Annotated in this window: 21 protein-coding genes; 13 read left to right on the top strand and 8 right to left on the bottom strand. The window is 65.2% G+C overall.

Going from position 1 to position 20,313, the window contains the following annotated elements; all coding sequences use genetic code 11:
• Positions 1-25: 25 nt before the first annotated feature.
• From cobM to sucC, 4 genes are all read right to left on the bottom strand, one after another.
• Positions 26-772, bottom strand: a complete 747-nt coding sequence (cobM, locus tag LWC34_RS52270; protein ID WP_233733782.1) for a precorrin-4 C(11)-methyltransferase — start codon at positions 770-772, stop codon at positions 26-28.
• Positions 769-1,947 carry a precorrin-6y C5,15-methyltransferase (decarboxylating) subunit CbiE gene (gene cbiE / locus LWC34_RS52265; RefSeq protein ID WP_233733781.1) on the bottom strand — a complete coding sequence of 393 codons (1,179 nt, stop codon included), beginning with the start codon at positions 1,945-1,947 and terminating at the stop codon, positions 769-771. The genes cobM and cbiE overlap by 4 nt, the downstream gene beginning before the upstream one ends.
• Before the next feature lie 119 nt (positions 1,948-2,066).
• Positions 2,067-2,972, bottom strand: coding sequence for a succinate--CoA ligase subunit alpha (gene sucD, locus LWC34_RS52260; RefSeq protein ID WP_233733780.1), 906 nt, complete (start codon positions 2,970-2,972; stop codon positions 2,067-2,069).
• Position 2,973: 1 nt separating this feature from the next.
• Positions 2,974-4,110, bottom strand: a complete 1,137-nt coding sequence (gene sucC / locus LWC34_RS52255; protein WP_233733779.1) for an ADP-forming succinate--CoA ligase subunit beta — start codon at positions 4,108-4,110, stop codon at positions 2,974-2,976.
• A 49-nt stretch (positions 4,111-4,159) separates the two neighbouring features.
• Here sucC and LWC34_RS52250 point away from each other — a divergent pair, with 49 nt between their 5' ends.
• From LWC34_RS52250 to LWC34_RS52240, 3 genes are read left to right on the top strand one after another with little or no spacing between them, the layout of a single operon-like run.
• Positions 4,160-5,506 (top strand): OFA family MFS transporter, encoded by a 1,347-nt coding sequence (locus tag LWC34_RS52250; protein ID WP_233733778.1) that lies wholly within the window; start codon positions 4,160-4,162, stop codon positions 5,504-5,506.
• Positions 5,503-6,240, top strand: a complete 738-nt coding sequence (locus LWC34_RS52245) for a GntR family transcriptional regulator (RefSeq protein ID WP_308200287.1) — start codon at positions 5,503-5,505, stop codon at positions 6,238-6,240. Before LWC34_RS52250 ends, LWC34_RS52245 begins: the two co-directional genes overlap by 4 nt.
• Positions 6,241-6,297: 57 nt before the next feature.
• Positions 6,298-7,347 (top strand): hypothetical protein, encoded by a 1,050-nt coding sequence (locus tag LWC34_RS52240; protein ID WP_233733777.1) that lies wholly within the window; start codon positions 6,298-6,300, stop codon positions 7,345-7,347.
• Between the two features lie 90 nt (positions 7,348-7,437).
• On the opposite strand, the gene LWC34_RS52235 is transcribed toward LWC34_RS52240, so the two are convergent.
• On the bottom strand, positions 7,438-8,796 hold the full coding sequence (locus tag LWC34_RS52235; RefSeq protein WP_233733776.1) for an OFA family MFS transporter: 1,359 nt from the start codon (positions 8,794-8,796) through the stop codon (positions 7,438-7,440).
• A gap of 504 nt (positions 8,797-9,300) precedes the next feature.
• On the opposite strand from LWC34_RS52235, the gene LWC34_RS52230 reads away from it, so the two are divergent.
• Complete coding sequence (locus LWC34_RS52230; protein ID WP_233733775.1) at positions 9,301-10,863, top strand: IS1182 family transposase; 1,563 nt, start codon at positions 9,301-9,303, stop codon at positions 10,861-10,863.
• Positions 10,864-11,162: 299 nt separating this feature from the next.
• Here LWC34_RS52230 and LWC34_RS52225 read toward each other — a convergent pair whose 3' ends face one another.
• Entirely contained in the window at positions 11,163-11,600 is a 438-nt protein-coding gene (locus tag LWC34_RS52225) for a VOC family protein (protein ID WP_233733774.1), read from the bottom strand.
• A 31-nt stretch (positions 11,601-11,631) separates the two neighbouring features.
• Positions 11,632-12,168, bottom strand: a complete 537-nt coding sequence (locus LWC34_RS52220; RefSeq protein WP_233733773.1) for a TetR/AcrR family transcriptional regulator — start codon at positions 12,166-12,168, stop codon at positions 11,632-11,634.
• 83 nt (positions 12,169-12,251) lie between these two features.
• Between LWC34_RS52220 and LWC34_RS52215 the strand changes: the two genes are divergently transcribed.
• The 4 genes from LWC34_RS52215 to LWC34_RS52200 are packed head-to-tail and all read left to right on the top strand — an operon-like array spanning position 12,252 to position 15,660.
• Complete coding sequence (locus LWC34_RS52215) at positions 12,252-13,133, top strand: TIGR03620 family F420-dependent LLM class oxidoreductase (RefSeq protein WP_233733772.1); 882 nt, start codon at positions 12,252-12,254, stop codon at positions 13,131-13,133.
• A gap of 58 nt (positions 13,134-13,191) precedes the next feature.
• The gene (locus LWC34_RS52210) at positions 13,192-14,034 is read left to right on the top strand and encodes a metal-dependent hydrolase (RefSeq protein WP_233733770.1); all 843 of its coding nucleotides are present in this window, start codon (positions 13,192-13,194) and stop codon (positions 14,032-14,034) included.
• The gene (locus LWC34_RS52205) at positions 14,031-15,017 is read left to right on the top strand and encodes a PDR/VanB family oxidoreductase (RefSeq protein ID WP_233733768.1); all 987 of its coding nucleotides are present in this window, start codon (positions 14,031-14,033) and stop codon (positions 15,015-15,017) included. The genes LWC34_RS52210 and LWC34_RS52205 overlap by 4 nt, the downstream gene beginning before the upstream one ends.
• Positions 15,018-15,024: 7 nt before the next feature.
• On the top strand, positions 15,025-15,660 hold the full coding sequence (locus LWC34_RS52200) for a TetR/AcrR family transcriptional regulator (protein ID WP_233733766.1): 636 nt from the start codon (positions 15,025-15,027) through the stop codon (positions 15,658-15,660).
• Here LWC34_RS52200 and LWC34_RS52195 read toward each other — a convergent pair.
• Complete coding sequence (locus LWC34_RS52195; protein WP_233733764.1) at positions 15,635-16,234, bottom strand: HAD family hydrolase; 600 nt, start codon at positions 16,232-16,234, stop codon at positions 15,635-15,637. The genes LWC34_RS52200 and LWC34_RS52195 overlap by 26 nt on opposite strands.
• 77 nt (positions 16,235-16,311) lie before the next feature.
• On the opposite strand from LWC34_RS52195, the gene LWC34_RS52190 reads away from it, so the two are divergent.
• The 5 genes from LWC34_RS52190 to LWC34_RS52170 all read left to right on the top strand — a co-directional run bounded on the left by LWC34_RS52190 (position 16,312) and on the right by LWC34_RS52170 (position 20,282).
• Positions 16,312-16,944 (top strand): DUF2975 domain-containing protein, encoded by a 633-nt coding sequence (locus tag LWC34_RS52190; RefSeq protein ID WP_233733762.1) that lies wholly within the window; start codon positions 16,312-16,314, stop codon positions 16,942-16,944.
• Complete coding sequence (locus LWC34_RS52185; RefSeq protein ID WP_233733760.1) at positions 16,944-17,168, top strand: helix-turn-helix domain-containing protein; 225 nt, start codon at positions 16,944-16,946, stop codon at positions 17,166-17,168. The genes LWC34_RS52190 and LWC34_RS52185 overlap by 1 nt, the downstream gene beginning before the upstream one ends.
• Positions 17,169-17,230: 62 nt before the next feature.
• Positions 17,231-18,412, top strand: a complete 1,182-nt coding sequence (locus LWC34_RS52180) for a PP2C family protein-serine/threonine phosphatase (protein ID WP_233733758.1) — start codon at positions 17,231-17,233, stop codon at positions 18,410-18,412.
• On the top strand, positions 18,409-19,848 hold the full coding sequence (locus LWC34_RS52175; protein ID WP_233733756.1) for a sensor histidine kinase: 1,440 nt from the start codon (positions 18,409-18,411) through the stop codon (positions 19,846-19,848). The genes LWC34_RS52180 and LWC34_RS52175 overlap by 4 nt, the downstream gene beginning before the upstream one ends.
• Positions 19,845-20,282, top strand: a complete 438-nt coding sequence (locus LWC34_RS52170) for a response regulator (protein ID WP_233733754.1) — start codon at positions 19,845-19,847, stop codon at positions 20,280-20,282. The genes LWC34_RS52175 and LWC34_RS52170 overlap by 4 nt, the downstream gene beginning before the upstream one ends.
• The last annotated feature ends 31 nt before the right edge of the window (positions 20,283-20,313 follow it).

Raw genomic sequence — 20,313 nt, 5'->3', positions numbered from 1 at the left:
TACTGAGATCCACGACCGTCAGGTCTTACGAAAGCCTCACACGATTGACGGAATACAGATGGCTGTCCAGAAACTCGGTCGCCGACAGCACCTGACCGACGATGATCACCGCTGTCCGTTTGATCCCGGCCGCGTGGACTTGGGCCGCGATGTCGGACAACGTGCCTCGCAGGACAATCTCGTTGTCCCGGCTCGCATAGGCGACAACCGCGACCGGACACTCTGGACCGTAATTGGGCAGCAACTCCGCCACAACCTCGTCGACCCGTTGCACGGCAAGGTGGAGAACCATAGTCGAACGACTACGCCCAAGCGTCCCAAGATCCTCACCCTCAGGCATGGGAGTCGCACGAGCGGAAGTCCGCGTAAGCACAACCGTTTGCCCGAGCCCAGGAACAGTCAGCTCACGCTTCAAAGTCGCCGCGGCCGCGGCGAAAGCAGGAACCCCAGGCGTGACGTCGTAAGGCACACCGGCAGCATCGAGCCGACGCATCTGCTCGGCCATAGCGCTGTAAACCGACGGATCGCCGGAATGCAGCCGCGCCACGTCCAGGCCCTTGGCGTGGGCGTCGACCAACTCGGCCGTGATCTCGTCCAGGTTCAAGTTGGCTGTGTCCACGAGCCGCGCGTCCTGCGGGCACATTTCCAGCAGCTCGGCCGGAACCAACGCGCCCGCGTACAGGCACACGGGCGAGGACGCGATCAGCCGCTGGCCGCGCACAGTGATCAGGTCGGCCGCGCCCGGGCCTGCGCCGATGAAGTGCACGGTCACAACGACTCCTTGTTCACGGTCCAGATGGTGACCGGCATCAGCGGCCGCCATCCGGTGAACCCGCCCACCGGTGAGCCACGGGTGACCGAGATCCGGACCAGGTCGCCGCCGAGCCGGGCGTGCCATCGTGCCATGACAGCCTCCGACTCCACAGTGACCGCGTTCACCACAAGCCGTCCACCGGGCCGCAAAGCCTCCCACGCCCACTCGACCATGCCCGGCGCGGTCAGCCCACCGCCGATGAAGATCGCGTCCGGCGTCTCCAGCCCATCCACCGGGGCCGCGGATTCGACAACCTGGATTCGCGGAACCCCGAGTTCCGCGGCATTGCGCGTGATCCGGGCAGCACGTGTGGGATCGCGTTCAACAGTGATGGCGCGGCACGAAGGATGCGTACGCGCCCACTCGATCGCGATGCTGCCCGCTCCCCCGCCAACGTCCCACAGCAGTTGCCCGGGAACAGGAGCCAAGCGGGACAACGTGATCGCGCGAACCTCACGCTTCGTAAGCTGACCGTCGCTTTCGTAAGCCTCATCAGGCAAGCCCGGCACGTTGGGCAAGAGCTTGCTTCCGTGACACTCGATCGCGATCACGTTCAACGCGTCCGACGGTCCTTGCCACTGCTCGGCAGTCGCCGTGACCTTGTTCTCCGCAGCATCCCCCAGCTGCGCGAGAACCGTCATCAGGCTGGCGCCGTAGCCGCGTTTGGTCAGCAGCTCGGCGACTTGACCAGGAGTTTCGCCGTTCGCGCTGAGCACGATCAGACGTCGGCCCGGGTGCACTGCCGCGTTGAGCAGTTCGATTGGGCGGCCGACCGCGCTGATCACCTCGGTGTCCTGCACCGCCCAGCCAAGCCGGGCGCATGCCAGCGACACCGAAGATGGGTGGGTGATCACACGGGTCGGCCCGAGACGGGAACCGATGCCGTAGAACATCGGATCCCCGCTAGCCAGTACGCATAGCCCGCGGTCCCGGTATGTCTCCAGCAAACCGGGAACCGCGGGCATCATGGGCGAGGGCCACACCACCCGCCGCGCCGCGACCTCGGCAGGGACAAGGTCAAGCTGGCGTGCGCTGCCCAGCAGGACCTCTGCCTCCCGCAGAGCTCGCTGGGCCACGGCGGTCAGGCCGTCCCACCCCTCAGCACCAATACCCACCACCGTCACCACGTTCATCAGCGGCGACGATACCTCGTGAGTGGTTATGCGTGTTCTAACACGCATAACCACTCACGAGGGGATATGGAGTGCCCTCGTGGGCGCGGTTCGGCACAACCACACCCACGAGGACGGTCTTAGAGCGCCTCGCGCGCCAGCTTCGCTGTCTCGCTCGGGGTCTTGCCGACCCGCACGCCAGCGGCTTCGAGGGCTTCCTTCTTGGCCGCGGCGGTACCGGCTGAGCCGGACACGATCGCGCCCGCGTGTCCCATGGTCTTGCCTTCCGGCGCGGTGAAACCCGCGACGTAGCCGACCACGGGCTTGGTCACGTTCTCCTTGATGAACGCGGCCGCACGCTCTTCCGCGTCGCCACCGATCTCGCCGATCATCACGATCAGGTCGGTTTCGGGGTCGTCCTGGAACGCGGCAAGGGCGTCGATGTGCGTCGTGCCGATGACCGGGTCGCCGCCGATACCGATGGCCGTGGAGAACCCGATGTCACGCAGCTCGTACATCAGCTGGTAGGTCAGCGTGCCGGACTTGGACACGAGACCGATCCGGCCCGCGGTGGTGATGTCCGCGGGGATGATGCCCGCGTTGGACTTGCCTGGCGAAATGATGCCAGGGCAGTTCGGGCCGATGATCCGGGTCCCAGAAAAATTAGACGCTGTGCCCTTGGCGACTCTCTTGGCTTCTGCGTGCGCCCAGAAGTAGGCGGAGTCGTGCACCGGGATGCCCTCGGTGATCACGACAGCGAGGCCGATCTCGGCGTCGATCGCTTCCACCACAGCGCCTTTGGCGAACTTCGGCGGCACGAAGATGACCGTGGCGTTGGCTCCGGTGTCGGCCATGGCTTTGCCGACCGAGTCGTAGACCGGCAGCTCCTTCTGTCCGATCTCGACAGACTGGCCGCCCTTGCCCGGAGTCACGCCGCCAACGATGTTGGTACCCGCGGCGAGCATGCGCGCGGTGTGCTTACGGCCTTCCGCGCCGGTCATGCCCTGGACGATGACCTTGGAATTCTCGTCGATGAAAATCGCCATGTCATACCCCTGCCAACTTGGCCGCGTGCTCGGCGGCAGCGTCCATCGTCTCGATCTGCACGACGCTCGGCAGCGCGGCTTCCTCCAGGATCCGGCGGCCTTCCTCGGCGTTGTTGCCGTCCAGCCGGACCACGATCGGCTTGTCGACCTTGCCGAGGAACTTCAGCGCCTGCACGATGCCGTTGGCCACCGCGTCGCAGGCGGTGATCCCGCCGAACACGTTGACGAGCACGCTGCGCACGTCCGGGTCGGACAGGATGATCTCCAGCCCGTTGGCCATCACCTCGGCCGACGCGCCACCGCCGATGTCGAGGAAGTTCGCGGGTTTCACCCCGCCGAACGCCTCACCCGCGTAGGCGACGACGTCCAGAGTGGACATAACCAGCCCGGCGCCGTTCCCGATGACGCCGACCTGTCCGTCGAGTTTGACATAGTTGAGGCCTTTCGATTTCGCCTTGGCCTCCAAGGGATCCTCGGCTGCGGCGTCGACGAAGTCGGCGTGCTCCGGGTGCCGGAAGTCCGCGTTGTCGTCGAGGGTCACCTTGCCGTCCAGCGCCATGATCTCCCCGGCCGAGTCACTGACCAGCGGGTTGACCTCGACCAGCGTCGCCTCTTCGGCCACGAAGGTCTTCCACAGCTGAACGATGATCGGCGCGGCCGCTTCCGGGATGCCCGCCTCAGCGGCGATCTGCTTGGCCTTGGCCAGATCCACGCCTTCGATCGCGTCGATCGGGATACGCGCGAGCGTGTCCGCGTTGTCCTCGATCTCGACGCCGCCCTCGGCGGACGCCAGCGCGAGGAACGTCCTGTTGGCACGGTCGAGCAGGAACGAGAAGTAGTACTCGCATCTGATCTCGGATGCCGGTGTCACAAGGACTTTGCGCACGATGTGGCCCTTGATGTCCAAACCAAGGATCGCCTCGGCGTGCGTGGTCACCTCGTCGGTGGTGCGGGCAAGTTTCACACCACCGGCCTTGCCGCGCCCTCCCACCTTGACCTGCGCCTTGATCACGACGGGCAGGCCAAGAATCCGGGCGGCGGCGACGGCGTCCGTTGGATTGGCGACGACTCGCTGGGAGCCGACCGGGACGCCGTGCTTCGAGAAGAGCTCTTTGGCTTGATACTCGTACAGGTCCACGTTGTAGACTGTATGCAGTATGGAACGGCCTGTCCAGAGGGAGGGCGAGATGTATCCATCGGTGCGGGATTGTTTTGGCCGGACGTATCAGGTCGGCCCGGTCCCTGAAGAACTCATCGGCCGGCCGCGGGCCTGGATGGCCTGGCTGCCGTGGGCCGCAATGGCGGCGACCGGGGTGATGCAATACGCCTTCGGCTCGCTTGTCCCCCAATTGGCGGAACGCGGCTGGGGTGTCGCGGAAACACTCTGGCTGCTGGCCGCATGGGCCATTTTTCAGGCCATTGCCGGATTCCCCACGGCGTACCTGCGTGAACGCGGCAGGCTCGGCCCGCGTGCGGTGATGATGCTCGGCGCGGCGCTGATGCTGGCCGGAATGGTCTCGCTGGCGCATTTCGATTCCTACGTGCTGGCATTGCTCGGCTATTCGGTGCTCGGCGGAACTGGTGCGGGATTGGTCTACGCGACCTGCACGTCCACCGTGGCGAAATGGCACCCGGAGCAGATGGCGTCCAGGGTCAGTTTCGTGACCGGCGCTTTCGCGTATGGGGCGGTGCCGTTCGCTGTCGCATTCCTGTTCACGCCGCCCGCGATCGCGCTGGACATCGCCGCGGTCATCGTGGCCGCCGTTGTGGCCACGACCGGCCTTTTCTTCCGCGACCCGCCCCCGAACTGGTGGCCGCCGCACATCGATCCGCAGGAATGGGCGGTCGACCGCAGGCGCAGTCCGTCGCGCGCGGTACGGCAATTCTCGGTGCGCGAGGCACTGCGTACCGGCGTTCTTCCGTTGATGTACTTCGTGCTGCTGGCAGCGAGCGCGGTATCGCTGTTCACGGTCACGTTCTTTGCGATTCTTGGCTCACAGATGGGCATTGGTCTGGCCGTCGTCGCAATCGGAACAGCGATTTTGTTGGGCGCGAACGGCGCGGGACGAGCGTTGGCGATCCGAATCTCCGAGCAGATCGGCCGCAGGCGCGCGATTGGCGCGGTCCTGGTGGCACAGGCCGTCGGCCAGGTGTTCCTGGCAGGCGCGGCCGCGTCGGAGTCGATCTTCCTGCTGCTGGTCGCGGTCACGCTGGCCGGTGCGGGCGGCGGCGCGTTCTATCCGCTATTCGCCAGCCTGGCCAGGGAGTTCTTCGGCGACCGCGACATCGCCAAGACACACGGCGTGGTTTACTCAGCGAAGGCATTCGGCGGCGTGATCGGCGTCGGACTCGCCGCATTCGCGGTTCCAGCCATGGGATTCCCGGCGGTTTTCTTGATATCCGGGCTGATTGCGCTGGTGTCGGCGATACTGAGCGTACGTCTGCGGCGTCCAGGCCATGTATCCACGCTTCCCATAATGTATGTTGTAGACACAACGTTGTCGCCTTCGCTCGGTTCGGGAGGACCCAGGTGAACGATCCCGTGATCCAGCTTCCCGAGTCACTAGGGAGCGGCAAACGGGGTGGACGAGGTGCGTTGAGCGGGGCCGCCACCCAACGGGTCGAGCGGCCCGCTCCGCTGCGCGAAGCCGTCCACTCCGCGCTGATCGAGCTGATCATCAACGGCACCCTGCAGCCAGGTCAGCATCTGGTCGAGCTGGAACTGGCCCAGTACTTGGGAGTCAGCAGGCAGCCGGTGCGCGAAGCATTGCAGCGCCTGCAAACCGAAGGCTGGGTCGACCTGCGCCCCGCGCAGGGAGCGTTCGTGCACACGCCGACGGAGGAAGAAGCCGACCAGTTGCTGAGCGTCCGCTCGGTACTGGAGACGCATTCGGCCCGGTTGGCGGCAGGCCGCGCCACGAACGAAGAAATCGAGCGGCTGTGGGAGTTGCAGCGCGACGGCGAAGCCCGCGTCGAGACAGATGACGCGGAAGGCATGACCGCGGCCAACGCGGCGCTGCACGCGTACATCACGGAGATCTCCGGAAACGCGGTACTGGCCGAGCACATCGCGTTGGTCGAGCGCCGGGTCCGGTGGTACTACCGGCCAATCGCCCGCCCCCGTGGCCATGGCGCATGGGCCGAACACGCCGAACTGATCAAGGCCATCGCCGCGCACGACAGCGACCTGGCCGCGATGATCATGAACCGGCACACCGAGAAGACCCGTCAGGCCTACCACGACCAACGCGTCGCCGAAGCCGAATAAGGTCAGACCAAGTCCTCCCCTGTGTGCCAAGATCCTCCGCACACAGGGGAGGATTTTTTGCGCACATTGATTGTGATGGCGTTGTTGTGCGGCTTGACGGCCTGCAGCGAACCGGCCCCGGCGCCGCAACCGCCGAGGCCGACCGAGAAGCGGCCGGACGACTACGCGTATCCGGCTGACCACTCGGGTTTCGGCGAGGGACCGGTCGACCAGCCGGTGCCCGTGCCCAGCGCCAACTGGGCCGCTTGGGACTTCCACCCATCCCACGGATGCGCCTGGGTGCCTGATGGCTTGTTCGCGGGCATCACCAGTGATTCTGTCCGTTCCGATGACGACTTCTGCTCGTTCACCACGGCAGAGGGCAACTCGGTGCAGATCCGATGGGGCGGGGCTTTCGTTCCGTTCAACGAGCCGACCGCGTTCATGGAGGCGACAACCGTCGCTGGCCTTTACGCCCGGTTCTACGATCGGACGGAACATCAAGCCGGCTTTCCCGGCGCGTGCCAGTTGCAGGTCGACACTCGATCCGTCGTTCCGTTCACGGTGCTTCACCGCAACGAGGAACGGAAACCCTTGGATCGGCAGCGCAGCTGCCAGGCCGCCCATCAGGTCGCCGAACGCGTCGCCAAGCGCATGGTTCCCTTGGCAGGCGGGCAAGTCTGGTCCGTGACGCCGCAACGGCCCCATCCGGCTTTCGTCCACACAGGCGTATGCGACATCGCCGACAGCGGCACCTTCGGTTTCGTGGGCATTGACATCCCGCAAGAGCAGCTGTGGCAGAGCAATAGCATCGCGGGCCAATCGACCTGCACGGCCCGAACCGGTGGTCCGTCGGCCGAAGTGCTGCTGACCTTTGGGCCCGCCATGGGCCTCGCGGAGATCCGGCTGGCCGCGGGAGCCGCCGTGACCAGCCAGGTGATCGGTGATCTGGCCGCACGCCAGGAGATCGTGGGCACCAGTTGCGCGTTCGCTGTGGAATTCGTGCCGGGCAAACTGCTCCGCGCTTCGTACACAGGCACAACGAACGATGGCAGCGGCTGCTTGCGCGCCAGGGCGATCGTCGTTGTGACCATAAGCGGCATGCTTGACCAAATAGTCGCGTCCTGAACAGTCGCGTTGGGAGTCCGGCGATGGCGGACCCCCTTCCCGATCCTGGCCGGGGAGCGCGGAGATGGCGCGCTCCCGACCAGGAATCCCTTACGACACAGCCAATGCCGGGGCGGGCTCGACCTCTTTCTGCCCAGCCTTGTCACGTCCAGGCTGCCGCAGGAACAACGTCATCACTGCGGAAAGCAACGCAAGGCAACCGGCCAGGATGTACGCGCCGGTGAAGCCCCAGCCCGTGACGATCGCGGCGGCCACACCACCGCCGAAGACGCCACTGACCAGTTTGGCGCTGTAGACCAGGCCGTAGTTGGACGCGTTGTTGTTCTCGCCGAAGTAGTCCGGTACCAGGGTGGCGAACATCGGGTAGAACGCGCCGCCGCCGAAGCCGACGACGAACGCGAAGAAGATGAACATCCACAGGTTTCCGGTGTTGCCTGCGATCAGCATGCCGAACTGGGCGACCGCGGCGACCAGGAGCACGAGCGTCAGCGTCTGCTTGCGGCCGAGCTTGTCCGACAGCCAGCCGCACAGGCCGCGGCCGATTCCGTTGATCAATGCGACCGCCGAGGCCGACGCTGCGGCGACGAACGCGCCGAATCCGCTGGCCTGCGCGAACTTCACCTGGAAGTTGATGCCGAACAGGGACACCGCGCCGATGACCACCAGGGTGATCCACATCAGCGGCAGCATGCCGGTCTTGATCGCCTCGACCGGCGTGTACTGACGGACCGCTGGCGGGTTCTTGGCCAGGTTGCGGTTCTTTCCGCTTGTCGCCGTGAGCGGGTCGACCTCCGCGGGCCACCAGTTCTTCGGCGGGTCACGGAACAGCATGCCGCACACGCCCACCACGACGAGCATGTAGAGACCGACCAGGTCGAGCATGACCGTGAAGTTGGTCGGGGTCAGGAACGACGCGAAGAGGAAGATGAACGGCAGTGTGCCGTACGCGAATCCGCCGTTGACGAAGCCCGTCCGGGCACCTCGCTTGTCCGGGTACCACTTGCCAACCATGTTGATACAGGTGGCGTAGACCAAACCTGCGCCGACTCCGCCGAGCACGCCGTAGCCGACGAACGCGATCACCAGGTTGCCGGAGTGGGCGATGCTGAAGTAGCCGACACCGCTGCAGATCGCGCCGACCAACATCGCAGCGCGTGCGGACACGATGCCCTTCTCCCGCAGCCGACCAGCAGGGAAAGCGACTGCCGCCTGGAAGATCGCCCATACGCTAGCCAGCCAGAACGCATTGTTCACGGTCCAGCCATGAGCCTGCTCCAAGATGTCCTCAGCAGCACCCCAGCCATATTCGAATACGCTTACCGCCATCATCGCGATCCACGGAAGAAAGACCATCCAGCCGCGCGAACGGCCCATGAGATCTTCCGGTGTCTCGCCCACACGATAGACCCGGCCATTGCTGTCCGTGATCTGCTTGAAACTGGTCGCCATGCAAGTCTCTCCCGACCGAAGCCCTCAAATCGGATTGGATTTCTGGCGCCCACGACCGCAGGCCGGCGTGCGTGCTTCCCGCCAACGCCAACACGGTGTCACCCGACGTGGCGCAGCACCGCGACCGACCACACTCTGTGCAACGAATTGCATACTGAATGAGGTCTGATGACGATAGTGGCCCTCATCACCGACAAAGTCCAGGATTCTTTCCCTGAGAATATTCGGAGATCAGTGCAATTCAGGAAAACAAGACAAAAGCGTGCTCTATTCAGCACCTTTGTCCGCTTAATGATCAACTGAGCGTTTTACCAAGGGATGACTTTCCCTTTCTCAAAACAAGGGAACCACATTGCCTGTGGTTGAAACAACACTTTCTCTTTACCTTTTCGGACACCCGGCAAAACCGACAAAGCCGATTACCTGCCGCCAGCTCGTCTAGGAGGCCGCTGAATAATCGGCGTGTCGCCCCAGGATGTGGGTTTGAGCTGGGAGAATCGTTTCATGCAGGGTGTGGAGCGTGGTGATCGGGAGCTGCTGGACGCGGAGGCGCTGGTCGGTCATCTGGTCCCGGCGGGGAGCATGTTCGCGTTCCTGGCCGGGCATCGCCGGAATCTGTTCCCCGATGGAGAGTTCGAGGATCTGTTCCCCTCGGGCAAGGGACGGCCCTCGATCCCGGCGTCGGTGATGGCCTCCATCCTGGTGTTGCAGACCCTGCATGATCTCTCGGATCGGGAGACCGCTGAGGCGGCCCGGTGTGACCTGCGGTGGAAGGTCGCGACCGGGATGGCATTGGACGACAAGGGATTCGACCCCTCGACGCTGGTGTACTGGCGCAAACGACTGGCCACCTCGGGGCGGCCGCATCGGATCAACGACGCGGTGCGCACGGTCGTCGAGGAGACCGGGATCCTGCGTGGCCGCCGCAAGCGGGCGGTGGATTCCACGATCCTGGCCGACGCGGTCGCCACCCAGGACACCATCACCCAGCTGATCTCGGCGATCCGGCGGGTGGATCGGCAGGTGCCCGGCGCGGCGGGGCAGATCGCGAAGGTGTGTACCGGCCATGACTACAGTCGGCCGGACAAGCCGAGGATCGACTGGGACGACCCGGCCGCCAGGGACGCGCTGGTCTCCGCGCTGGTCAACGATGCGAACGCGCTGGTGGCGGCGCTGGCCGATACCGAACTGGAAGGCGACGCGGAGTTCGCGTTGGCGTTGCTGGCGTTGGTCGCCGGTCAGGATGTCGAGCCCGCCGAGGGCAGTGACGGCACTGATGGGCGGTGGCGGATCGCCCGCAAGGTCGCCCCGGACCGGGTGGTGTCCACAGTGGATCCGGATGCGCGGCATACCCGCAAGTCCCCGGAGAACCGGCGGGACGGGTATCGGGCGCACGTGGCGGCCGAGCCCGAGACCGGGATCGTCACCGACGAGAAGGTGACCACGGCCGCCGGCACGGAGAACTCCGACCCCGCTGTGGCCGAGGAGTTCCTCGACGCCGAGGACGGCAAGCGCGCGTGGTACGGCGATTCCGCCTATGGCACAGGGGATCTACGCGGTGGGATCGACGATGCCGGGCATGAGGCGGTGATCAAGCCCAAGCCGCTGCGGGCTCCGGTCGAGGGCGACTTCACCGTGGACGACTTCACCGTGGACGAGCAAGCGGGCACGGTCACCTGCCCCAACGACATCACCCGCCCGATCAGCCGGACCCGGGTCGCCACCTTTGGCGCTCTCTGTCGTGCCTGCTCACTGCGTGCACAGTGCACCACGTCCAAGACCGGCCGTAAAATCGTTCTGCACCCACGAGATGACCTGCTGCGCCAAGCCCGACGCGACTGGGCGGACAAGCCCGAACTGCGCGAGAGCTACAGGACGTTCCGCCCCAACGTGGAACGGGTCATCTCCCAGATCGCCAGCCGCGGTGGCCGACGTCTCAAACTCCGATATCTAGGCACCGGCAAGAACAACGCCTGGCTCAAACGCCGCACCGCAGCCTTGAACCTCCGCAACCTCATCGGTCGCGGCCTGACCCATACGGCGGGCGCTTGGACCCTGGCTACCTGAGGGAAACCACGGCCCAACCCCCAGTCTTGGGAGTTGTGAACCTCGTCGAGCAACCGCCCTGGGCTCCCTGAACGCCCAGCATCGCCCATGAATCAGCAAGGCCCAGGTCCTCGCCTGCCATCACTCGGTGACAACCAACCCGCAAACCACCCTAATTCAGCGGCCTCCTAGCCAGATTTTCCTCTGGGCAGCACCGGCCAAAGGCGCCGGTACAACACCGGTACCGGCCCCTTCGCCCGGCACACTCAGCGAAAACCTGGATCCGCCGAATACCCCCAACGAACTTCCGATCGCAACCACTAGACCACGCAGAACTCATTGCCCTCCGGGTCGGTCATCAGCATGTGGTCGGGCTGGCCGTCGTGGTCGTACTGCTCGACGACGGTCGCGCCCGCCGAGGTCAGCTTGTCGACGTGCGCGAGCACGCGCGGCCACCGTTCCTCGATGGGCACGTGCCTGCCGCCGCCGATCGGGATGTCGATGTGCAGGCGGTTCTTCGCGGTTTTGCCTTCCGGCACGCGTAAGAACGACATCTTGGGCCGGACGCCCTCGGGGTCGACGAGGTAGGCGCCCGAGTCGATCTCGTCTTCGGGCACGTTGAAGTGCCGGTACCAGTCGTCCCAGCTCGCGAACCCCTGCGGCGGGGGCGCGGGCACGTACCCCACGGCCAGCGCCCAGAACTCGGCCAGTTTCCCGGGTTCGCCGCAGTCGAACGCGATGTTCCAATTCACGACCATGTCGCGACCGTACCGGCGGGGTACGACATCTTCAGGTCGCGATGCCCTCGACCAGCAGATTCAGGAACCGGTCGATGCTGTTCGGGCTGTGTTCGTTGGCCCAGGACAGCGACGCCACCAAGAGCAGGAGTTCGCTGGCCGTCAGGTCGGCGCGCACCTCGCCAGCCTCCTGAGCCTTGGCGAGCAGGCGCGCGCCCGCGTCGCCCATAGCGTGACATGAGGCGTACAGCCGGGATTCCTCGTTGTTCAGCGTCGCGACCACCGAGGCGGGCAAGCCCTCGTACCTGTTGGACGATCGTGCGAACTCGCCGAGCCACGTGATCAACGCGGCCCGTGGCTCGTCGGAGTCCAGCAGCTTGGTGCTCAGTTCGCCCAGTGCCATGAAACGGTCGTGCAGCAGTGCTTCGAGCAGCGCGTCGCGCGTGGGGAAGTGCCGGTAGAGGGTGCCGATGCCGACTCCGGCATTGCGGGCGATGTCTTCGAGCGACGCGTCGGTGCCGCGTTCCCGGAAGGCCGTTTCGGCTTCCTGCAGCAGCCGCTCGTAGTTGCGTCGCGCGTCGGCCCGCATCGCTGACTCCTTCGTTGCCAATCGGAGGCAGCCTCCGTATGCTTCGAAAAACGGAGGTACCCTCATCTTATTGGAGACTTGCTGTGACGCATGATCTTGGCAGGCTCGGCATCTGGACCTTCGCGTTCGACCCGCACCCGGCGGCAGTGGTCCGGGACGCCGCGGCCGAACTGGACGACCTCGGCTTCGGCGCGATCTGGTTCGGCGAAGCGTTCGGCCGGGACGCGGTATCCCAGGCCGCGTTGCTGCTCGACGCGACAAAACGCCTGGTCGTGGCGACCGGGATAGCGAACATCCACTTACGGGATCCGATCGCCACCGCGGCTGCGGAGCGTTCATTGGGGGAGCAGTACCCGGGCCGGTTCGTGCTGGGTCTTGGTGGGCATCGCGTGCCCGGGTCCCGGCTCGATGCGGCCGGATATCGGATTCCCTTCAGCGGCAAGCCGGTGTCGGGGATGCGTGACTACCTGGCGAACCTCGACAAGGTCCCGCTGAACTCGGCGTCGGCCGAGCGGCCTCGGCGAGTGCTCGCGGCCCTCGGGCCAAGGATGCTCGACCTTGCGGCCGAGCTGACCTGGGGTGCGCACCCGTACTTCGTGCCCGTTGAGCACACGGTAATGGCTCGTGAACGCATGGGCCCGGCGGCGTTTCTCGCGGTTGAGCAGGCGGTTTTCCTTGGTGGGAATGAGGAACTCAAGCGTGAGCACGTAGGTGCGTACGTGGCGGGAGCGCCGCATCACCGCGCCAACCTGCTCAGGCTGGGCTTCGACGAGACGGATTTCGAGGGCGGAGGCAGCGATCGGTTGGTGGACGCGCTGGTCGTGGGCGGCTCGCTGGAGGCGATCGCCAAGCGGGTCGATGAGCACTTGGCGGCCGGGGCGGATCACGTCTGTCTGCAGGTCCTGACGGCTGAGAAGGGTGTCATGCCGCTGCGTGAGTGGCGCGAGTTGGCCGTGCTCACCTAGAGCCTTGTTGACATTCTGTCTATCATGACAGTCAGTCTCATTGTGGAGGTGGCCTGTCATGGAGCCGGAGAAGATCGCGCTCAGGCCGAGGGACGTGCGCTTCGACTGGTCGGCCCTGCCCGCGCACTGGGTCCCCGGTGAGCCACTGGTCACCCACGTCCTCAACGTGATGCACCTGCTCCTGCCCGAAGGCGAGCGCTGGTTCGTCGAGGTCTTCAAGGAGGCCCTGCCGCTGATCACCGACGAGCGGCTACGCGAAGAAGTCGTCGGTTTCATTGGCCAGGAAGCGATGCACGCCTCCGCACATCAAGGCGCTCAGGACCACCTGATCAAGCACGGCATCGACCCGGGCCCGTACGTCCGGCAGCTCGAATGGTTCTTCCGGGTCCGGCTCGACCGGCCGGACGGCGGCAGACGCTGGCTGGTGTCGCGGCTCGCGGTCATCGCTGCCGTCGAGCACATGACTGCCTTCCTCGGCCAGTGGGTGCTGGACTCGCACAAGCTCGACGAGGCCAAAGCGGACCCGACGATGTTGGATCTGCTGCGCTGGCACGGGGCCGAAGAGGTCGAACACCGTTCCGTGGCGTTCGACCTCTTCATGCACATCGACGGCCGGTTCGCCAACCGGGTCATGGCAATGGCGGTCGCCATCCCGTTCCTCGTCTGGCAATGGACTCGCGGCGTCCGGTACCTCATGGCCAGCGATCCACGAACCGGCAAAGCCCGTTGGCGGGACTTCTTCAGGGCTGGCAGGTGTGGCCTGCTGCCAAGCGCGCCACACCTGGCAACCTCCACACTTCGGTACTTCAAGCGCGGCTACCACCCCTCGCAGGAAGGTTCGACGAGCCAAGCCGTGGCATACCTGGCGAGCTCGCCGGCGGCGTTGGCGGCGGGACAATGAGCGCACCGCCGGATCTGTATGGCAGACGTCCCACGGATCGGCTGTGGAAGTTCGCCACGCGTGCGATCAGCGCGTACGAGGTGATGACGCGCTTCATGCGCAGCGAAACACCAGAACAGCCCGCGAAGGGCCTGAGCATGAAACTGGTGGTACGCAAGGTCAAAACCGAGGCCGAGGACGTCGTCAGCCTGACGATGTCCACAGAGGACTGGAGTCCGCTGCCGACATGGCAGCCCGGCTGTCACATCGATCTGCGCCTGCCCTCAGGCACCGAACGGCAATATTCCCTATGCGGCGACCCGGAAGACCGTTGGACGTACCGGATCGCGGTCCGCAAACTCGGCGCGGGATCCCAGGAAGTCCACGCCATCAAAGAAGGCGACTTGGTCACGGTCAGAGGCCCGCGTAACGCCTTCCCGTTCATCGACGTCCCCAGATACCTGTTCATCGCGGGCGGTATCGGCATCACACCGATCCTGCCAATGGTCAAAGCCGCGCAGGACAAGGACTGGCACCTTGTCTACTGTGGACGAAGCCGCGACTCGATGCCCTTCCTTGACGAGATAGCGGAACTCGACCCAGCCAGAGTCTGGATTCGGCCGGACACCGAATTCGGCGTTCCCGTCAGTGGCAAGGAACTGCTGACCTGGGCCCTGCCCAACACACACGTCTACTGCTGCGGCCCGGCGCCGATGATCGCCGGTGTCCGGGTGGACCGGACAACGGGCCTGCACTACGAGAGGTTCTCGCCGCCACCGATCGTCGACGGACGTCCATTCGAGATCGAACTGCGCCGCACCGGAACGGTTCTGCAGATCCCGAAGGACCGCACGGCACTGGATGTCATCCGCGAAGCCATGCCCGCGGTCGCGTACTCGTGCAGGCAGGGTTTCTGCGGGACGTGCACCACGAAACGGGTGGACGGTGGCGACATGAGGATCTGCGTCGACCGAGGCCGCGGCCGGATCGTCTTGGACATGTGATGCCAGAATGAGCCTGGTGAGGACACAGCGCCGGATGGCGCCAGAGCAGCGGCGCATGCAGCTGCTGGAAGCCGCGATCGAGCTGTACGGCACCCGCCCGTACGAGCAGGTCTCGATCGACGACATCGCCGCGGCCGCGGACGTGTCCCGAGCGCTGTTCTACCGGTACTTCTCCAGCCCCACCGAGATCTACGTCGCTTCACTGCGCTTCGCCGCCGACGGGCTGATCGCCAAGTTCGCCGCGCCAGCGGAAGGCCCACTACTCGACCAACTCCGGTCGTTGATCGGTGAATTCATCTCGTTCGCCGAGTCGCACGCGGCCGCGTTCATCGCGTTGCTGCGTGGAGGATCCGTTGTGGCGACTGCGGAAACCGGCGCGGTGGTCGACGATGTCCGCAGGCACGCCGTCGCGGAAATCCTTGCCCGGACGGGCGTGCGGGAACCGTCGCCGCTGGCGTTGCTGACGTTGAACTGCTGGACCGCGGTGGTCGAGGGAACCACGTTGACCTGGCTGCAAGAACGCAATCTGCCAAGGGAACAGCTGGAGAACTGGCTCGTCGACCAGCTGCTCGCGATGGTCTCGGCGACCGCGACGTACGACGCCGAAACCGCGAAAGTCATCGGTACGGTCGTACGTCCATAGCGCCCATCCCGGCCCGATCGGCGGCATCCAACCCGACCTGCGTGTCCTCCAGAACCACACACCGCGCGGGCGCCACATCAAGCAATTCGGCCGCACGCAGGAAAAGATCCGGCGCCGGTTTGCCGTTCGCCACCTCGTCCCTGGTCACAACGACATCGAACAACCTGCGCAACCCGGTCGCCGCCAGCAACGAATCCACGATCGCCCGCGAGCTCCCAGTCGCCAGCGCGAGTGGAAACCGGCGTTCAGCCCATCGGGCGAATTCGGCGACGGCTTCGATCTCGCGGACATCGTGGATCGTGCGCAGCGTTTCCTTCTCGCAGATCTCCTGCAACGCGGGCACGGAGACATCGGGGGACAGCAGGCCTTCGGCGACCAGCAGCGCGCACCAGTCAACGAATCCCGTTCCCTCTGGCGCCGAGGGCATGTCCTCGGGCCGTACGCCTTGGGTCGCGAACGTGGCGTACAGGGCACGGCGGTTGTTGGCCTTCGTGTCGACCAGGGTGCCGTCCAGGTCGAAGATCAACGCCCGGAGATCGGGGAAGTGTTCGGTCCGCTCGGCGAGTGACTCCACCCGCTCACTCTAGTAGGCCCGTTGACTTAACGATTATCGTTAAGTAACTTATCGATAGTCGATAAACAGGGGGTATCATGCAACGGGATCCGCTGGAACCGATGGACAGCACGGTCAAGATCATCATCAGTCTGCTTGCCGTGGTCGTTGTTCTGTCCGTGCCCGCGGCGATCTGGGGATCGAGCAGCACCATGGGCATCGGCGGCCCGAGCGTGTGCGTCGAGGCGCCATCCGGGGTCGTGTACGTGCCGCAGAGCGTGCCGAACTTGGTCGGTAATCCGGCGGAGGGAGTCGTCTCGTCGGCCGTGGTCGTGTCGCTCTGCGACAGCACACCGGATTTCGGCCAGCGTCTACTCGGCGCCCTTACGGTGGTGCCGGGCTTTCTGGCGCTGGTCGGTGGTCTATTGCTCTTCTTGCGCCTGTTCCGGGGTATGCGGCGAGAAGGGCTCTTCGGTGACCGCGTGCCAGGCCTGCTGAAGTCGGTCGGCGTGTACGTGATCGTGGCCGGGCTCGGCGTGACCCTGCTGGAGTCGGTGGTGCGGTTCTGGCTGACCAACTCCATGGTCCTCGAGCCGATTCCCGGGCTGAGCTGGCTCGGCGGCTGGGACTGGCCGGAGGTCGCGCTGTTCCTCGGGATCATCATGATCTCGTTCGGCCGGATCATGCGGGTGAGCACGGCGATGTGCGAGGAACTCGACGGGACGGTGTGATGGCGCCTGAGGACCACGGTGTCTACGTCAACCTCGACCGCGTGCTCGCCCAACGCGGGATGACGCTGACCGAACTGTCCGCGCGGGTCGGAGTGTCCATTGTGAACTTGTCGGTGCTGAAGAACGACCGGGCCCGCGCGATCCGGTTCTCCACGCTCGGCGCGCTCTGCGCGGTGCTGGAATGTCAGCCTGGCGACCTGCTGGCTTATCGGGCTGACCCGTAAGATGATCGCCGGTTGAGACCACAGCCGACACAGATCATCCGGGCCACGCCTCAGGGAGCCGTGTGGACGTTCTGGACGCGCCGCCGAGGGCGGGTCAGCCGTTGCGCGTGCTGCTCGTCGAAGACGACGACGGTGACGCCTTCCTGGTGTCCGAGCTGCTCGCGGACCTGGCCGGGCACGTTGTCCTGCACCGGGTGGACACCCTCGCGGCCGCGTTGAGCGCGCCACGAGTCGACTGCGTCCTGCTTGACCTTCAGCTGCCCGACGCCATGGGGCTCACGGCATTGACCAGGGTGAGGCAGCACGCGCCGGGAACGGCCGTGGTCGTGCTGACGGGCCACCGTGATGAGGCGATCGGTGTCGCGGCCGTAGCTGCCGGTGCCCAGGATTACCTGGTCAAGGACCAGGTGGACGGTCCGTTGCTCGTCAAGGCGTTGCGGTACGCGTGGGAACGTAAGCGCGCCGAAGAAGCCGAGCGGCAGCTGCTGGAGCAACGGCTGGTGGCGGACGAAAACCGGCGTCTGGAACGAGGCCTCTTGCCCGCGCCGCTGCTGACCGACCCGAGCCTGAACCTCGTCGCGCGCTACCGGCCGGGGCGCGATGGCACGTTGCTGGGCGGCGATTTCTACGATGCCGTCGAGCTGCCGGATGGCACGCTGCACGTGATCATCGGTGACGTCAGCGGGCACGGCCCGGACGAGGCCGCGCTGGGTGTGGCGCTGCGGATCGCTTGGCGTTCCCTGGTTTTGGCGGGTCTGCCGACCGGCGACGTGCTGCACACGATCGAGGTCGTCCTACGACACGAGCGGATCAACCATTCCTTCGCCACGTTGTGCGTGATCAGTGTCGCGCCGGACAGGCGGTCGCTGCGGATGCGCCTGGCAGGCCATCCGCCGCCGCTGCTGATCGACGGGGATGCCGGGCGGTTGCTGCCAATGGATCATCTCGGTGTCCCACTTGGGCTACTGCCCGACGCCGCGTGGGAACCGGTTGATGTCGAGCTGAGCCCCGGCTGGTCCCTGCTGCTCTACACCGATGGCGTGTTCGAGGGCAAAGTACACGGCAGACCCGACCGGCTCGGTCACGAGAACATGGCGGAGCTGGTGCTCGACGACCTTCGTGCCCATCCGGATTGGCGTTCGGAGCCGTTGGCCGTGCTTGACCGGTTGATCGCCACGGTCGTCGACCTCAATCAAGGGCCGTTGGACGACGATGTGGCGCTGGCCCTGCTGAGCCACCGATGAACACGCTTCGCCGATGGGTGCTCTACCTGATCGTCGTCGAGGCCATCGTGCTCGCGGCGGCGGTCACGGGTGGCGTGATCGGCCTGACGCAGCTGGGCCAGGCGCGTCTGCGGGTGGTCGACCAGATCGATCCTGAGCTCATCGAGCAGCGTGAGCTGGAGACGTCCCTGCTCGACCAGGAAACCGGACTGCGGGGATTTCTGCTGACCGGTCGCGTCGATTTCCTTACACCGTACCAGGAAGGGCGTGCTCAGCAGGAGCAGTCCGTCGCCGACATGCGGCGCCTCGGTGCGGTCGATGGGACGCGGGCCGGCGATGATTTGGCTGTCGTGCTTGAGAAAACCGCCGAATGGCACTCGACCGCCGAACGAATGGTCGGCGCGCCGAACGATCAAACCCTTGTCGAAACCGGGAAAGTGCAATTCGACGAGGTCCGCTCGGCACTGGAAACACAGCGAAACAACCTGACCGCCGAGCGCGAGTCCAATCGGGAAACTCTGCAGCGCTCGGCAATCCTGCTGCCGATCGTGTTCATCGTCATTGTCGCGCTGCTGGTGATTCTGTTCGTACTGCTGGTGTTGGGGTTCCATCGACGGGTCGCGCGCCCGGTCTTCGCGTTGGCCAGTGAGATCCGGTCGGCCACCGACGACATCTTCCACGCCATTCCGCCAGGCGACGGCCCGCAGGAACTCAAAGAGCTGGCCAAGGACGTCGAGGCGCTGCGCCAACGGCTGGCCGCGGAGACCGAGGAGCTACAACGGTCCAATTCGGACCTTGAGCAGTTCGCTTACGTCGCCTCACACGACCTGCAGGAGCCGCTGCGCAAGGTGACCAGCTTCTGCCAGTTGATCCAGCGCCGATACCAGGGCCAGCTGGACGAACGTGGCGAGCAGTACATCGAGTTCGCTGTGGACGGTGCGACCCGGATGCAGGTCCTGATCAACGACCTGCTCGCGTTCTCCCGGGTTGGCCGTCGCACTGGCGAATTCACCGATGTCGACATGGGATCCGTTGTGCGAACGGCTGTTGGCAACCTCGATGCGGCCGATGTGGACATCGCGGTTTCCGAGCTGCCGACCGTGCACGGCGAAGAGTCTTTGCTGACCACGATGATGCAGAACCTGATCGGCAACGCCATCAAGTTTCGCGGGCAAGAGCCGCTGCGGATCGAGATCGACGCGACGCGGGAGGGCACCGAGTGGGTGTTCGCGGTGAGTGACAACGGAATTGGGATCGAGCCGGACTACGCTGACCGGATCTTCGTGATCTTCCAGCGGCTGCACTCTCGGGCTGCCTATCCGGGCACAGGTATCGGCCTGGCGATGGCCCGTAAGATCGTTGAATACCACGGCGGACGGATCTGGCTGGACACATCGGCCACGAACGGCCGTACGACCTTCCGGTTCACGCTGCCCGTTCGGGAGAAGAAACCATGACAGAAGCGCTGCGTCCAATCGACATCCTGCTCGTCGAAGACGACCCGGGCGATGTGCTGATGGCCAGGGAAGCGTTGGCGGACAACAAAGTCAGCAACACGTTGCACGTGGTCAGCGACGGCGTCGAAGCGATGAAGTTCGTCCGGGGCGAGGCGCCTTACGAAGACGCGCCGAGGCCCGGCCTGATCCTGCTCGACCTCAACCTGCCGCGCAAGAACGGCCAGGAAGTGCTTGCCGAGCTCAAGAGCAGCGACGACCTGAGGATCATTCCGGTCGTCATCCTCACCACGTCCGAGGCCGAGGAAGACATCCTGCGCAGCTATCAGCTGCACGCCAACGCCTACGTGACAAAACCAGTTGACTTCGACCGGTTCGTTCAAGCAGTGCGCCAGATCGACGACTTCTTCCTCACGGTCGTCAAGCTGCCCCGGTGAAGGAGTAACGTGGAACTCCTAGCCGAACTGG

The organism is Kibdelosporangium philippinense (genome assembly GCF_021390435.2).
Lineage (GTDB): Bacteria > Actinomycetota > Actinomycetes > Mycobacteriales > Pseudonocardiaceae > Kibdelosporangium > Kibdelosporangium philippinense.
This window is presented reverse-complemented; position numbering and strand designations above follow the sequence as displayed.